At 42.2% G+C, this 15411-nt stretch carries 14 protein-coding genes; all 14 read left to right on the top strand.

Annotated features, from left to right (window positions below):
• Positions 1-37 precede the first annotated feature (37 nt).
• The 14 genes from trxA (at position 38) to wzyE (ending at position 15404) form a co-directional block, all read left to right on the top strand.
• Complete coding sequence (gene trxA / locus PZ638_RS19615) at positions 38-364, top strand: thioredoxin TrxA (RefSeq protein WP_004906112.1); 327 nt, start codon at positions 38-40, stop codon at positions 362-364.
• Positions 365-1069: 705 nt separating this feature from the next.
• Positions 1070-2329, top strand: a complete 1260-nt coding sequence (gene rho / locus PZ638_RS19610; RefSeq protein WP_004906109.1) for a transcription termination factor Rho — start codon at positions 1070-1072, stop codon at positions 2327-2329.
• Positions 2330-2501: 172 nt separating this feature from the next.
• On the top strand, positions 2502-2996 hold the full coding sequence (tnpA, locus tag PZ638_RS19605; protein WP_180312677.1) for an IS200/IS605 family transposase: 495 nt from the start codon (positions 2502-2504) through the stop codon (positions 2994-2996).
• 333 nt (positions 2997-3329) lie between these two features.
• Complete coding sequence (gene wecA, locus PZ638_RS19600; RefSeq protein ID WP_232062929.1) at positions 3330-4358, top strand: UDP-N-acetylglucosamine--undecaprenyl-phosphate N-acetylglucosaminephosphotransferase; 1029 nt, start codon at positions 3330-3332, stop codon at positions 4356-4358.
• A 29-nt stretch (positions 4359-4387) separates the two neighbouring features.
• Positions 4388-5446, top strand: a complete 1059-nt coding sequence (gene wzzE / locus PZ638_RS19595; protein ID WP_094962450.1) for an ECA polysaccharide chain length modulation protein — start codon at positions 4388-4390, stop codon at positions 5444-5446.
• A 98-nt stretch (positions 5447-5544) separates the two neighbouring features.
• Positions 5545-6675, top strand: coding sequence for a non-hydrolyzing UDP-N-acetylglucosamine 2-epimerase (wecB, locus tag PZ638_RS19590; RefSeq protein ID WP_004906103.1), 1131 nt, complete (start codon positions 5545-5547; stop codon positions 6673-6675).
• Positions 6672-7934, top strand: coding sequence for a UDP-N-acetyl-D-mannosamine dehydrogenase (gene wecC / locus PZ638_RS19585; RefSeq protein ID WP_094962451.1), 1263 nt, complete (start codon positions 6672-6674; stop codon positions 7932-7934). Before wecB ends, wecC begins: the two co-directional genes overlap by 4 nt.
• Positions 7925-8998, top strand: a complete 1074-nt coding sequence (rffG, locus tag PZ638_RS19580; RefSeq protein WP_172412277.1) for a dTDP-glucose 4,6-dehydratase — start codon at positions 7925-7927, stop codon at positions 8996-8998. Before wecC ends, rffG begins: the two co-directional genes overlap by 10 nt.
• 8 nt (positions 8999-9006) lie before the next feature.
• Positions 9007-9888 carry a glucose-1-phosphate thymidylyltransferase RfbA gene (gene rfbA, locus PZ638_RS19575; RefSeq protein WP_004906097.1) on the top strand — a complete coding sequence of 294 codons (882 nt, stop codon included), beginning with the start codon at positions 9007-9009 and terminating at the stop codon, positions 9886-9888.
• Positions 9866-10606, top strand: a complete 741-nt coding sequence (rffC, locus tag PZ638_RS19570) for a dTDP-4-amino-4,6-dideoxy-D-galactose acyltransferase (protein WP_272674608.1) — start codon at positions 9866-9868, stop codon at positions 10604-10606. The genes rfbA and rffC overlap by 23 nt, the downstream gene beginning before the upstream one ends.
• Positions 10593-11723 carry a dTDP-4-amino-4,6-dideoxygalactose transaminase gene (rffA, locus tag PZ638_RS19565; protein WP_004906094.1) on the top strand — a complete coding sequence of 377 codons (1131 nt, stop codon included), beginning with the start codon at positions 10593-10595 and terminating at the stop codon, positions 11721-11723. The genes rffC and rffA overlap by 14 nt, the downstream gene beginning before the upstream one ends.
• Positions 11723-12973 (top strand): lipid III flippase WzxE, encoded by a 1251-nt coding sequence (gene wzxE, locus PZ638_RS19560; protein ID WP_165880551.1) that lies wholly within the window; start codon positions 11723-11725, stop codon positions 12971-12973. Before rffA ends, wzxE begins: the two co-directional genes overlap by 1 nt.
• Complete coding sequence (locus tag PZ638_RS19555) at positions 12970-14052, top strand: TDP-N-acetylfucosamine:lipid II N-acetylfucosaminyltransferase (protein WP_004906092.1); 1083 nt, start codon at positions 12970-12972, stop codon at positions 14050-14052. Before wzxE ends, PZ638_RS19555 begins: the two co-directional genes overlap by 4 nt.
• Positions 14049-15404: an ECA oligosaccharide polymerase gene (gene wzyE, locus PZ638_RS19550; RefSeq protein ID WP_094962456.1), complete on the top strand. Its 1356-nt coding sequence runs from the start codon at positions 14049-14051 to the stop codon at positions 15402-15404. Before PZ638_RS19555 ends, wzyE begins: the two co-directional genes overlap by 4 nt.
• Positions 15405-15411: the final 7 nt, after the last annotated feature.

Here is a 15411-nt window from a genome sequence, read left to right as displayed (position 1 = left end):
CACTAAGTCTGCAAAAGATGATCCTTTGGAGTACAACATGAGCGATAAAATTATACATATAACTGATGCAAGTTTTGCAACTGAAGTTCTGAACGCAAGTTCACCTGTTCTCGTCGATTTTTGGGCTGCATGGTGTGGTCCTTGTAAAATGATCGCGCCTATTCTTGATGAAGTTGCTGAAGAATATACAGGCAAACTGACCATCGCAAAACTGAATATTGATGAAAACCCTGCTACCGCTCCAAAATATGGAATTCGTGGTATCCCGACCTTGCTTTTATTCAAAAATGGTGAAGTCGCAGCAACGAAAGTTGGGGCATTATCAAAAACGCAACTGAAAGAATTTTTAGACGAAAATCTGTAAGTTATCGTTATATGTAAGCTAAAACGTTTAGCGGTATATCTATTTTATCTAGAGAGCCGCTAGACGTCTTCACTTAAGCATGATAAGTTATCGTCATTCCTCGTATAGCACCCATATGAATTACCTTGTATTCCATTGCTCTTATCTTACATATCTAGCTTGTTAGTTCAGTATTGTGATGATTGTTATTGATCAAAAAACTGATGGCGTAATGATTTTAAATATGAAAATTGAAAGTTTAGACATTGAGTTATAGCAGTATTCAATATCTTCGGTTTCAATGCATCTCTCATATGAATTAAAGATAGCGCATAAGCGAACGCAATGAAATTCAATATTTTTATATCATAGGGATATAAAAACGAAGTGGGACAGGTTTGTCTTTAGCAATTATGTGTTTTTTAATGCTAATCTGACATTAAATTTGCGATATTGGGATGGATGTTGTCCTAAATGTACAAAAAACTATTGCTAATATTGTGTGTGTTTCTAATAATATGTCACACATCATCAAGATGAGTTGCAGTCAAATGTTAGAGCAATCTTAGTAATGGCTAGCACAAGATTTTTTTGCATTGTTGTTTGCTTTTGGTAAAAATTAGTGAGCAACAGGGCAGTATAAAGTTAAACTGGCACTTAATAGTAAGCTGCCGTCAATTTACGTTCATAGTTCGAGAATTACCCCGAGTTAAAGAACCCACCATTATGAATCTTACCGAATTAAAAAATACGCCAGTATCAGAATTGATTACGTTAGGCGAAAACATGGGGCTAGAGAACTTAGCCCGTATGAGAAAGCAGGATATTATTTTCTCTATTTTGAAGCAGCATGCGAAAAGTGGCGAAGATATTTTCGGCGATGGCGTACTGGAAATATTGCAGGATGGATTTGGTTTCCTCCGTTCAGCAGACAGTTCTTACCTCGCAGGTCCTGATGATATCTACGTTTCTCCTAGCCAAATCCGCCGTTTTAACCTACGTACAGGTGACACAATTTCAGGAAAAATTCGTCCTCCTAAAGAAGGTGAACGTTATTTTGCCCTCCTGAAAGTCAACGAAGTTAATTACGACAAACCTGAAAATGCCCGCAGTAAAATTCTTTTCGAAAACCTCACTCCATTACATGCAAACCGTCGTCTGCGCATGGAACGTGGTAATGGTTCAACTGAAGATTTAACTGCTCGTGTACTAGACTTAGCGGCTCCAATCGGTCGTGGTCAACGTGGTCTGATTGTGGCTCCACCGAAAGCCGGTAAAACAATGTTACTGCAAAATATTGCAGCGAATATTGCACACAATTACCCTGATTGCGTTCTGATGGTTCTGTTGATCGATGAACGTCCTGAGGAAGTGACAGAAATGCAGCGTTTGGTTAAAGGTGAAGTTATTGCTTCAACTTTCGATGAGCCTGCAGCACGTCACGTCCAAGTCGCTGAAATGGTGATTGAAAAAGCGAAACGTCTAGTTGAACATAAAAAAGACGTTATCATTTTACTCGACTCTATTACGCGTCTAGCTCGTGCATATAACACGGTTGTACCTTCCTCTGGGAAAGTATTAACCGGTGGTGTGGATGCTAACGCATTACACCGTCCAAAACGTTTCTTCGGTGCTGCTCGTAATGTTGAAGAAGGTGGAAGCCTGACAATCATTGCAACTGCACTGGTTGATACCGGTTCTAAGATGGATGAAGTTATTTACGAAGAGTTTAAAGGTACAGGTAACATGGAACTGCACCTATCTCGTAAGATTGCAGAAAAACGTGTTTTCCCTGCAATAGACTACAACCGTTCAGGTACGCGTAAAGAAGAGTTACTTACATCGCAAGATGAGTTACAAAAAATGTGGATCCTACGTAAGATTATTCACCCAATGGGCGAAATCGATGCGATGGAGTTCCTCATCAGTAAGTTAGCGATGACAAAAACCAACGAAGAGTTCTTTGATTTTATGAAAAGAGCTTAGTCAATAAGTTTATTTACTTGTCAATGTTTTTAAGACCACTTCCTAATTGAAGTGGTCTTTTTTGTTGTGCATAGAAAACCCCCAGCTAGGCTGGGGGTTCCGTAAAGCTTTCAGCTTTGAATAAGATATTAAAACCCCTTTTGATTTGTTAAAACACCTTGCGGTCTGGCAACTGCAAGAGTCAAACAAAAAATCAAAAGGGGGTCCCAATGGGGACGAAAAGAGCTTAGCGCATACACGATGGAATTGTAAATATCACATTGTTTTTGCCCCAAAGTATAGAAGGCAAGTTTTCTACGGTGAAAAACGTAGGGCGATAGGTAGTATTTTAAGGAAATTGTGTGAGTGGAAAAATGTCAGGATAGTGGAGGCAGAATGTTGTGTTGACCATATACACATGCTTCTAGAAATCCCACCCAAGATGAGTGTTTCGAGCTTTATGGGGTATTTAAAAGGAAAAAGTAGCCTAATGCTTTATGAGCAATTTGGGGATTTAAAGTTTAAATATCGAAATAGAGAGTTTTGGTGCAGAGGGTACTATGTTGATACGGTAGGAAAGAATACGAAACGAATACAAGAATATATAAAACATCAGTTAGAACAGGATAAATTGGGAGAGCAATTGTCGATCCCCTATCCGGGCAGCCCGTTTACGGGCCGTAAGTAATCCATAGATGCAAATGTCAGGGCCGTTATGCGCCTGTTAGGGCGCGGCTGGTAACAAAGCCTTATAGGCGCATATTAAAAACCTCCGGCTATGCCGGAGGATATTTATTTTTATAACCTATACTTAAAAAGGATACTTAAATTTTCTCTTTAGAAAGCCTTGTGATACAGGTTACAGATGATGAGAATGTTATATTGGCATGAATATTGCTTATTTTTAAGTGACACTCAGAAGTATTGATGTGTAATTTAAATAGAATAATGAGAGAGTGAACCAGTGGATAGAGCACATTTTTTTACTAATCTTCTTTACGTGTTTTTATTTGCGTTTTGTATGATTTTTATTGCTCGACTAATAACTGCCAAAATTGGCTTAGTAGATAAACCTAATTTTAGAAAAAAACATGAAGGTCTAGTACCACTTGTCGGTGGAATATCAATTTATATTGGAATATGTTTTGCTTTTTCTATTACGAGTGAATACATCCCACATAAATGGTTATATTTGCTATGTGCAGGTATTCTTGTATTAGTCGGTGCTCTTGATGACCGATTTGATATAAGTGTAAAGCTAAGGGCATTTGTGCAAGCTTTTGTTGCGATGTTAATGATGACCGTGGCTGGGCTTAAGTTAGATTCTCTAGGGCATGCGTTTGGGCCATGGGAATTAGTATTAGGGCCTTTTTCTTATATAGTGACGCTATTTGCAGTATGGACGGCGATCAACTCTTTCAATATGATTGATGGCATAGATGGCTTGCTTGGTGGAGTTGCTTGTGTTGGGTTTGGTGCATTAGGATTTTTATTATACTTAAATGGCAATATGGCGTTATCATATTGGTGTTTTGCTTTTATTGTAGTGATTATTCCTTACTTAATTTTAAATCTTGAACTGCTAGGCCGTCGTTTTAAAGTTTTCATGGGAGATGCGGGAAGTACGCTGATTGGGTTTACTATTATTTGGATCCTTGTGGCTTCGACCCAAGAAGAAGTACATCCGATTAACCCAGTTACCGCTTTATGGATTATTGCGATCCCACTAATGGACATGGTTGCCATTATGTATCGCAGAATTCGTAAAGGGATGAGCCCATTTTCACCCGATCGCCAGCACATTCATCATTTAATTATGCGTTCTGGTTTTACACCAAAAGGGGCATTTGTACTGATTACACTATCAGCGGCCGCTTTAGCATGTGTCGGTATTATTGGTGAACACTTAACATTTGTACCTGAATGGGTAATGTTGGCATTATTTTTGCTTGTATTTATGATGTATGGTTACTGCATCAAACGAGCTTGGAAAGTCGCCCGTTTTATTAAGCGAGTGAGACGTAGAGCACGTAGAGGAGCAGTACGGTAACGACAAAACGAAAATAGAGGTTCTGTGCAGTGAATAACTCAGAAACACAACCGAGTCAGCATCAATCGCCAATAGAGCCGGAATTGGATATCCGTGGTTTATGTCGCTCACTGTGGCAAGGTAAAATTTGGATCGTTGCATTTGCCGTTATTTTTGCAGCAATTGCCTTGGGAGCGTCCTATTTTATGCAGCCGAAGTGGAGTGCGACAGCAATTACGGATTTACCAACCGTCAATAATCTGGGAAGTTACTATTCTCAGCAGCAATTTCTGCGCAACCTCGATTCCCGTATTAATACTACGGGGCAAGAAGGGCAATTACCGACAATTGCAAAAGAAGCTTATCAAGAATTCACAAAGCAGCTTGGCTCTTATGATACACGTCGTCAATTTTGGCTAAATACGGATTACTATAAGCAGCGCTTAGAGAATGATCCTAAAGCAGATGCCGCATTATTGGATGAGCTCATCAACGATATTGAGTTTACGCCAGCAGATGAAGTCAAAAATTTAACAGATAGCATTAAGTTAGTGGCGGAAACTTCCGCAGATGCGAACCAGTTGCTGCGTCAATACACTCAGTTTGCTAACCAACGTGCCACAATGAATCTAAATGATGAAATTAAAGGCACTTGGGCAACGAAAATGCAATCCATGAAGGCATTAGTTAAACGTGAAGATATGGTGGCCAAGGCCGCTTATGAGCGACGTTTGAATGCACTGGAACAAGCATTAAAAGTTGCAGAAAAACAAGGTATTGTACGTAATCAAAGCGCAACACCTGTGGATGAAATCCCAGATTCAAAAATGTTTATGCTAGGTGCCCCTTTATTACAAGCACAAATTGAAACATTGAAAGCAACCGGCCCCGATCACGACAGTGATTACGACCAAAATATTGCCATGTTATCAACATTGAGCGTCGGGCCTACCCTCCAAGATAATTTTCAAGCATATCGCTATTTACGTACTCCTGAAGAGCCCGTTAAACGCGATAGTCCTCGTCGAGCCTTTATGATGGTTCTATGGGGAGCCATAGGGATGTTAGTAGGTGCCGGAGTGGTACTTGCTCGCCGCCGCCCATCTTGATTTTGGGATAAGCCACTGGCGAATTTTCCAGTGGCATATAAAGTTATTAAGATTATACAAAGCAGCTCACTGCGAAAGATAAATATAAGAGAGTCACTGTGAAAGTATTGACTGTATTCGGCACACGACCTGAAGCTATTAAAATGGCACCACTGGTTCATGCATTGGCTGAAGATACAGACTTTGAAGCTAAAGTTTGTGTTACGGCACAGCATCGTGAAATGCTAGATCAAGTACTGAAACTGTTTGAGATCATTCCAGATTACGATCTCAATATTATGAAGCCAGGGCAAGATTTAACTGATATCACTTGTCGTATTCTTGAAGGGTTGAAAAGCGTTTTTGCTGATTTTCAACCGGATGTTGTTCTTGTTCATGGCGACACAGCTACAACGATGGCAACTAGCCTTGCGGCATTTTACCATCGTATACCAGTAGGGCATGTTGAAGCGGGATTACGTACAGGAAACCTGTATTCGCCATGGCCTGAAGAGGCAAACCGTAAGATTGCTGGTCATTTAGCGATGTATCACTTCGCGCCAACTGAAAATTCACGCCAAAATTTGTTAAAAGAATCTATTCCTGACAGTCATATTTTTGTCACCGGTAATAGTGTGATTGATGCGTTATTGTGGGTACGTGATAAAGTCATGAGCGACCAGCATATGATGGAGAAATTGGCTGCAAATTACCCATTTATCGACCCAAATAAAAAAATGATTTTAGTCACGGGCCATCGTCGAGAAAGTTTTGGTGGTGGCTTTGAACGTATTTGTCACGCTTTAGCAGAAATTGCACAAGCGCATCCCGATGTGCAAGTCGTATATCCAGTTCACTTAAATCCAAATGTGAGTGAGCCTGTTAAACGTATACTGCATGATATTGATAATATTATTTTAATTAGCCCTCAAGACTACCTACCGTTTGTTTATTTGATGAACCATGCTTATTTAATTCTAACAGACTCAGGTGGTATTCAAGAGGAAGCGCCTTCTCTCGGTAAGCCTGTTTTGGTGATGAGAGATACCACAGAACGACCAGAAGCTGTTGATGCAGGTACTGTTCGTCTTGTGGGAACAGATACACAAAAAATTGTGAAAGAAGTTAATCGGTTACTGACAGATGACGCGGAGTATCACGAAATGAGCCGCGCACATAACCCTTATGGGGATGGTCATGCATGTCAGCGTATTCTTGCAGCATTGAAAAGTAATCAGGTGAAATTATGAGTTTTGAAACTATTTCTGTTATTGGCCTTGGTTATATTGGTTTACCAACAGCAGCAGCCTTTGCATCACGTAAAAAACAAGTGGTTGGTGTCGATGTTAACCAACATGCCGTTGATACTATTAACCAGGGTAAAATCCACATCGTGGAGCCAGAACTGGATATCGTGGTCAAAAAGGCGGTTGAAGAAGGCCATCTGAAAGCTTTTACTAAGCCGCAACCTGCAGATGCTTATCTGATTGCTGTGCCTACGCCATTTAAAGGCGAGCACGAACCTGACCTCGCGTATGTACGTGCTGCAGCTGAGTCTGTGGCTCCGGTGCTGAAGAAAGGGGATTTAGTCATCCTTGAGTCTACATCGCCAGTAGGAACAACAGAGCAAATGGCAGAGTGGATGGCAGCTGCTCGCCCTGATTTAACCTTCCCTCATCAAGCAGGGGAAGAAGCTGATATCGATGTAGCGTACTGCCCTGAGCGTGTGTTACCAGGCCAAGTGATGGTCGAATTAATTAAAAATGACCGTGTTGTTGGTGGTATGACGCCAAAATCCTCTCTGCGTGCAAGTGAGCTATACAATATTTTCCTTGAAGGTGAGTGTGTAATTACTAACTCAAGAACCGCGGAAATGTGTAAGTTAACGGAAAATAGCTTCCGTGATGTGAATATTGCTTTTGCGAATGAATTATCATTAATTTGTGCGGAACAAGACATCAATGTGTGGGAGTTAATCAGCCTCGCGAATCGTCATCCACGCGTTAATATTTTGCAACCAGGCCCAGGTGTTGGTGGGCACTGCATCGCGGTTGACCCATGGTTTATCGTTGCGCAAAATCCAAAACAATCACGCCTCATTCATACCGCTCGTTTAGTCAATGATGGCAAACCAATTTGGGTTGTTGACCAAGTGAAAGCGGCAGTGGCTGATTGCTTAGTGGAAACCGGTAAAAAAGCCAGTGAAGTGACCATTGCCTGTTTCGGCCTGTCATTTAAACCTAATATTGATGATTTACGTGAAAGCCCAGCAATGCACATCACCAAAATGGTGGCGAACTGGAACCCAGGTAAAACGTATGCGGTTGAGCCACACATTGATGAATTACCGACCTCTTTAAAAGGCATTTCTGAGCTAGTTTCGATTGAAAAAGCCGTTAATGAAGCGGATGTGATCTTAATGTTAGTTGACCACAATATGTTCAAAGGCATCCAAGGCTCTGCGATCCCACAAAAATGGGTTGTGGATACAAAAGGAGTATGGCGTTGAAACGCATTTTAATCACTGGAGGCGCCGGGTTTATCGGCTCTGCTGTTGTTCGTCATATTATTGAAAACACTGACGACAGCGCAGTGGTTCTGGATTGCTTAACCTATGCAGGTAACTTAGAGTCCCTTGCAACGGTTGCGAATAACCCGCGCTATGCTTTTGAGCAGGTGAATATTTGTGATAGAGCTGCATTAGATGCCGTTTTTGAAAAATACCAACCCGATGCCGTGATGCATTTAGCGGCAGAAAGCCATGTTGACCGTTCAATTGATGGCCCTGCGGCATTTATCGAAACCAACATTGTGGGAACTTACACATTGTTAGAGGCGGCGCGCCATTACTGGTCTGCACTGAATGATGAGAAAAAAGCGGCTTTTCGTTTTCATCATATTTCGACAGATGAAGTTTATGGCGACCTCGAGGGGCCTGATGGTTTCTTCACAGAAACCACGCCTTATGCGCCAAGTAGCCCTTATTCCGCATCGAAAGCATCGAGCGATCACTTGGTTCGTGCATGGCAAAGAACCTATGGTCTGCCGACGATGATCACCAATTGTTCAAATAACTACGGGCCGTATCATTTCCCAGAGAAATTGATCCCCTTAATTATTTTGAATGCTTTAGCGGGTAAGCCTCTGCCTGTTTATGGGAAAGGTGAGCAAATTCGTGACTGGCTGTTTGTTGAAGACCATGCACGAGCACTGCATTTAGTTGCGACAACCGCACAACCTGGCACCACCTATAATATTGGTGGTCATAATGAGCGCCGTAATATTGACGTTGTAGAAACGATTTGTGAGCTGCTTGAAGAGCTGCATCCGCAGAAGCCACAAGGTGTGGCGCACTACCGTGACTTAATCACGTTTGTGAAAGACAGACCGGGTCACGATATGCGTTATGCCATTGATGCCGCGAAAATTGAGCGCGAATTGGGGTGGACGCCACAAGAAACCTTCGAATCAGGTATCCGCAAAACGGTGCAGTGGTATTTGAACAATGAAACGTGGTGGCGCCGCGTACAAGACGGTTCCTATGCGGGCGAACGTCTAGGTCTAGGAAATTAGGTGACAGTATGAAAGGTATTATATTAGCTGGAGGGTCGGGGACGCGTTTGCATCCTATCACTCGCGGTATTTCTAAACAGTTATTGCCTATCTACGATAAGCCGATGATTTACTACCCGCTTTCAGTCCTGATGTTGGCGGGAGTCCGTGAGATTTTAATTATCTCTACCCCTGACGACTTGCCGATGTTTAAGCGTTTATTAGGGGATGGTCATGAGTTTGGGATTGAGTTGAGCTATGCAGAACAGCCATCACCAGACGGCCTTGCGCAAGCGTTTATCATTGGTGAAGAGTTCATTAACGGTGATTCGTGCTGTTTAGTATTGGGCGACAATATCTTTTTCGGCCATTCATTTAGCCCAAAATTAAAATCTGTTGCTAAACGAGTAAATGGCGCAACGGTTTTTGGTTACCAAGTGATGGATCCTGAGCGTTTTGGTGTCGTGGAATTTGACGATAATTTTAAAGCACTGTCGATTGAAGAAAAGCCGGTTAAACCTAAATCGAATTGGGCGGTGACAGGGCTGTATTTCTATGACTCACAAGTAGTTGAATTTGCAAAACAAGTTAAGCCTTCTGAACGAGGTGAGTTAGAAATCACGTCAATTAACCAAATGTACTTAGAACGTGGCGAATTAAACGTTGAATTGCTCGGTCGTGGTTTTGCTTGGTTAGATACAGGCACCCACGATAGCCTCATTGAGGCAGGTACCTTTGTGCAAACCGTTGAAAAACGTCAAGGTTTCAAAGTTGCTTGTTTAGAGGAAATAGCATGGCGTAACGGCTGGCTGACAGACGAGCAAGTCGCTTTTTCAGCGCAACAGCTGAAAAAAACAGGTTATGGGCAATACTTAGAGGATTTATTACGTGTCCGTCCGCGCCAGTATTGAGAGCCTGCCATGGGAGAGCGAATTTTTTCATCGCTCAACGGCAAAGTTGAATTTTACGGGGGATAATCTCGAGACCCTCCTTGCTTATCAAATAAATGAATACGATATCGTGCAAGCAAAAGTCGCCGCGTCTGAAACGCAGCTGATTGATGATTTGGCTGGTATGGGTTTTTCATTTGTTGAAGGTGAAATCGATTTCGTTCTTACTATTGGCACAGAAAATGCTTATTTAAAGGCAGGTTTAACAGCGGAAGAGCACATTGTTGTTGCACAAGTGGATGATATTCCTACTTTACGGCAAGCCGCTGAGTCTGTCTTTAGCAAAAGCCGCTTTAGAGCACCTTGGTATCGTGATGGTGATAGCGGTCAGTTTTATGCGTTGTGGATAGAAAAATCAGTACTTGGTACGTTTGATCACACTTGTTTACTAGTTAAAGACGCGTCTGGTGCGATATTGGGCTTTGTGAGTTTACGGCATCTTGATGCAGAAACAGCACGGGTTGGCCTACTAGCGAAAATACCAGAAGCGAAGGGGCAAGGTGTAGGGCGTAAGTTGATGTCTGCAGCATTTAATTGGTGTGTGGAACACCAAAAAGCACAGTTAAATGTGGCCACGCAAATCAGTAATGTTGCGGCATTAAATCTTTATTCACGTAGCGGTGCAGCAATTGCCAGTACCGCTTATTGGTTATACAGGGGACAACATGATTCCATTTAATAAACCACCAGTTGTAGGTACTGAATTAGAGTATATGAGACAAGCCATGGAAAGTGGCAAACTGTGTGGTGACGGTGGCTTCACGAAACGTTGTGAAGAATGGATGGAAAAACGGTTTAATTGCCCGAAAGTGCAGTTAACGCCATCTTGTACGGCCTCATTAGAAATGGCGGCGATCCTGATTGATACTAAGCCGGGTGATGAAATCATCATGCCAAGCTTTACTTTTGTATCAACCTCTAACGCATTCGTATTACGTGGCGCTAAAATTGTATTCGTTGATATCCGTCCTGATACCATGAATATTGATGAAACTAAAATTGAAGCCGCAATCACTGAACGTACGCGTGCCATCGTTCCTGTCCACTATGCAGGTGTTGCTTGCGAGATGGACACCATTATGGCTATTGCGAAAAAACACAATTTATTCGTGATTGAAGATGCGGCACAAGGTGTGATGTCGACGTATAAAGGCAAAGCACTGGGGACTATCGGCCACATTGGCTGTTATAGCTTCCATGAAACTAAAAACTATTCTTCAGGCGGTGAAGGTGGGGCAACGCTTATCAATGATAAAGACTTGATTAGCCGTGCTGAAGTGATCCGTGAAAAAGGAACGAACCGTAGCCAATTTTTCCGTGGTCAAGTCGATAAATACACATGGCGTGATATCGGCTCAAGCTACCTGTTGTCTGATTTGCAAGCGGCTTACTTATGGGCACAGTTAGAAGAAGCCGACAAAATTAATGAGCGCCGTTTACTATTATGGAAACGGTATGATGAAGCGTTGCAGCCATTGGTTGATGCGGGACGTTTAGTCCTAGCAACTGTGCCAGAAGGCTTAAAACATAATGCCCATATGTTCTACATCAAACTTAAAGATATCGAAGAGCGTACCGAATTCAATGATTACATGAAATCTCATGGCATTTTGACAGTATTCCACTATGTTGCATTACACACTAGCCCGGCAGGTATCGAGTTTGGCCGTTTCCATGGTGAAGATAAATATACAACATCAGAAAGTGATCGCTTAGTGCGTTTACCGATGTTCTACAACATGACTGATGACGAACAGCAGACGGTCATTGAGCGAATCAAAGCGTTCTTTGCCTAATGTCTCTTGCTAAAGCATCGGTTTGGACTGCTGGCTCTACCCTGATTAAAATCGGGGTAGGCCTGTTAATCGTTAAGTTGTTTGCAGTCTCATTTGGGCCCAGCGGTGTGGGGCTGGCGGGTAACTTCCGCCAATTGATTACTGTACTAGGGGTGTTATCTGGTGCAGGGATTTTCAATGGTGTCACAAAATATGTTGCAGAGCACCACCAAGACCCACAAAAATTACGTGCGGTTCTGGGAACTTCATCGACGATTATTTTAGGATTTTCAGCGCTACTTGCGCTTATCTTTTTACTTTGCAGTGCGCCAATTAGCGTGGCGTTATTTGATAGTGAAAAATACAGCTCAGTTATTCAAATAGTCGCCTTAATTCAAATGGGTATCGCGTATGCGAACTATTTTCTGGCTATTTTGAAGGGCTACCGAGACGCATCAGCAAACGCATTAGCCATTATTTTAGGTAGCGTAATTGGTGTAATTGCTTATTATTTATGCTATCTAGTGGGCGGGTATGAAGGTGCACTAGCGGGGTTAGCATTAGTTCCTGCACTTGTGGTATTGCCTGCGGCTGGGATGATAATTAAACGCAAGCAGTTTGCGTTATCGTCATTGAAGCCAGCATGGGACAAAGCGATTGCGACTAATTTAGGCAAATTTACGGTCATGGCGATGCTAACGGCAGTCACACTGCCAGTCGCTTATATCATGATGCGAAACTTACTTGCCCAAACCTATAGCTGGGATGAAGTGGGGTTATGGACCGGTGTGACCACCATTTCAGATGCCTATTTGCAGTTTATTACCGCGACATTTTCAGTGTATTTATTGCCGACGTTATCGCGTTTGCAGCATAAAAATGAAATCACAGCAGAAATTGTTAAAGCATTGAAGTTTGTTTTACCTGCTGTTGCCGTTGTGAGTTTTACAGTTTGGTTACTACGTGATTTCGCGATTTGGTTGCTGTTCTCAAAAGAATTTACAGGGATGAGAGACCTGTTTGCATGGCAGTTGGTTGGTGATGTATTGAAAGTGGGGGCTTACGTATTTGGCTACTTAGTTATTGCTAAAGCCGCATTGCGTTTTTATGTCCTCACTGAAGTGAGTCAATTTTTATTATTAACGGGCTTTGCCCATTGGCTTATCCCTGAACATGGTGCAGTAGGTGCAACTCAGGCTTATATGGCCACTTATATTGTCTATTTTACCTTATGTTGTTGCGTATTTTTGATTTACCGTAGGCGAGCATGACAACCTTAATACATGTACTGGGATCGAATCTCCCACACCACAACCAGACGGTACTGACGTTTTTTAATGACGTCATTTGCCAAGAAATGGCTTCGTCATCAACGCCGCATTTTATGGTGGTAAGCGATGATGCGCAGCTTGCTGACGCTTATCCTCAGCTAAAAATAGATGTTTTTGCGAATAAACAGGCCATTGCTAATAGTGTTATACAGCGTGCCAAGGCAGACCGCCGTACTCGCTTTTTCTTTCATGGGCAATTCAACGCCCCTATTTGGTTAGCGCTATTATTTGGTCAAATCAAATCCCATCAGTTTTGGTGGCATATATGGGGAGCTGACCTCTATGAAGAATCTAGCTCTCTAAAATTTAAGTTATTCTATATTTTGCGTCGTTTAGCGCAGAAAAAAGTAGGGCATGTGTGTGCAACACGTGGCGATTTGTGCTATTTCCACCAGTCGAACCCTAAAGTGCCTGCCACTGTGTTGTATTTTCCAACACGAATGGACCCCGCATTGACAATTAGCGAGCCTAAGGCACGTGAAGGCTCTCAACTGACTATTTTGTTGGGTAACTCAGGTGACCGTTCTAATCGTCATGTAGAGGCGCTGAGTGCGATTAAACAGCAATTTGGTGATGAGGTTAAGGTTATTGTCCCAATGGGTTATCCTGCAAATAACCAAGGCTATATTGAACAAGTCGAACAGGCTGCAAATAGTGAGTTTACTTCAGGGCAAGTAGAAATTCTGAAAGAGCGCATGGAGTTTAGCGAGTACCTTAATTTGCTCAAATCCTGTGATCTTGGCTATTTTATTTTTAATCGCCAGCAAGGTGTTGGTACGGTTTGTTTGTTAATCCAATTTGGTATTCCATTTGTGATCAGTCGTCAAAATACATTTTGGCAGGATTTAACTGCTCAAAATGTCCCTGTATTTTTCTATGGTGACAACCTGACGATACCGCTGGTGGATGAAGCTCAGCGCCAAATGAGCTTATTAGATAAACAGCATATCGAATTTTTTGCTCCTAACTTTACTGAAGGCTGGAAAGCCGTTCTCAGTGCCGTGGAGGAGCGAGCATGACACTGACGGAGTTAGGTGGCTTAGCACTGGTCTACCTGATATCAATTATTTTTATTGGTACTTTGTTGTACAAAGAGTTTTTACGTGCTCGGTTTAACTTCAATATTTTCTTTTCAATGTTGTATTTATTGACGTTTTACTTTGGTTTTCCATTAACTTGTGCGTTAGTGTTCCAATTTGATGTTGCGGTTGTGAAAGCGGATTACTTACTTTACGCCCAACTAGCGGCTACCAGTTTTTATGCGATTTATTATGTTGCTTATAAAACACGGCTTTCTAGGCAACCAGACGCACCACGGCGTGCGTTGTTTAGCATGAACAAAGTGGAAACGAATCTAACCTGTCTGTTATTGATACTGATTGCAGTCGTGACAGTAGGTATATTTTTCATGCAGAACGGTTTTTTGCTGTTTAAGCTAAAATCCTATAGCCAAATATTCTCCAGCCAAGTTTCTGGCGTGGCATTAAAACGCTTTTTCTATTTCTTCATACCGGCAATGTTGATTGTTTATTTCTTGCGACCGACACAGAAACGTTGGATTTTCTTCCTCGTTAGTACCGTTGCATTTGGTTTCTTGACCTATGTTATCGTTGGAGGAACCAGAGCGAACATTATTATTGCTTTCGCACTATTCTTATTTATTGGGATTGTCAGGGGTTGGATTACGCTGTGGATGCTAGCTGCAGCCGGGGTCGCAAGTATTGTAGGTATGTTCTGGTTAGCCTTAAAGCGCTATGGGCTAGATGTCAGTGGTGCCGAAGCGTATTACACTTTCTTGTACTTAACACGGGACACATTCTCCCCGTGGGAAAACTTAGCATTACTGCTAAGCCACTATGATGAGATGGACTTTCAAGGCCTAGCGCCGATTATCCGTGACTTTTATGTTTTTATTCCTTCTTGGGTTTGGCCAGAACGCCCAGATACGGTATTGAATTCTGCCAACTATTTTACGTGGGAAGTACTAAACAACCATTCTGGACTGGCAATTTCCCCAACACTGATTGGTTCATTGGTGGTGATGGGTGGGGTGATTTTTATACCACTCGGAGCCATAGTTGTGGGGCTTATCATCAAATGGTTTGATTGGATCTATGGCATGAGCCTGAAAGAACCGAATCGCTATAAGGCTGCCATTATGCAGGCATTTTGTTTTGGTGCCATTTTTAACATTATTGTTTTAGCGCGTGAAGGCGTGGATTCTTTCGTCTCACGGGTGGTTTTCTTCTGCTTAATATTCGGACTGTGTCTGGTGTTAGCAAAATTACTGTATTGGTTATTTGAAAGTGCAGGGCTTATTCGCACAAAAACAGCTTCTTTTTTAAGAAGCCAACAGCGTGAAAGCCGCTAAAGGAGTA

Source organism: Providencia hangzhouensis, from assembly GCF_029193595.2.
Lineage (GTDB): Bacteria > Pseudomonadota > Gammaproteobacteria > Enterobacterales > Enterobacteriaceae > Providencia > Providencia hangzhouensis.
This window is presented reverse-complemented; position numbering and strand designations above follow the sequence as displayed.

Bases quoted from the DNA above. Each gene is read 5' to 3' on its own strand.
- trxA (WP_004906112.1), top strand. From the start codon at position 38: ATGAGCGATAAAATTATACATATAACTGATGCAAGTTTTGCAACTGAA.
- rho (WP_004906109.1), top strand. From the start codon at position 1,070: ATGAATCTTACCGAATTAAAAAATACGCCAGTATCAGAATTGATTACG.
- wecA (WP_232062929.1), top strand. From the start codon at position 3,330: ATGATTTTTATTGCTCGACTAATAACTGCCAAAATTGGCTTAGTAGAT.
- wecC (WP_094962451.1), top strand. From the start codon at position 6,672: ATGAGTTTTGAAACTATTTCTGTTATTGGCCTTGGTTATATTGGTTTA.
- rffG (WP_172412277.1), top strand. From the start codon at position 7,925: ATGGCGTTGAAACGCATTTTAATCACTGGAGGCGCCGGGTTTATCGGC.
- rfbA (WP_004906097.1), top strand. From the start codon at position 9,007: ATGAAAGGTATTATATTAGCTGGAGGGTCGGGGACGCGTTTGCATCCT.
- rffA (WP_004906094.1), top strand. From the start codon at position 10,593: ATGATTCCATTTAATAAACCACCAGTTGTAGGTACTGAATTAGAGTAT.
- wzxE (WP_165880551.1), top strand. From the start codon at position 11,723: ATGTCTCTTGCTAAAGCATCGGTTTGGACTGCTGGCTCTACCCTGATT.
- PZ638_RS19555 (WP_004906092.1), top strand. From the start codon at position 12,970: ATGACAACCTTAATACATGTACTGGGATCGAATCTCCCACACCACAAC.
- wzyE (WP_094962456.1), top strand. From the start codon at position 14,049: ATGACACTGACGGAGTTAGGTGGCTTAGCACTGGTCTACCTGATATCA.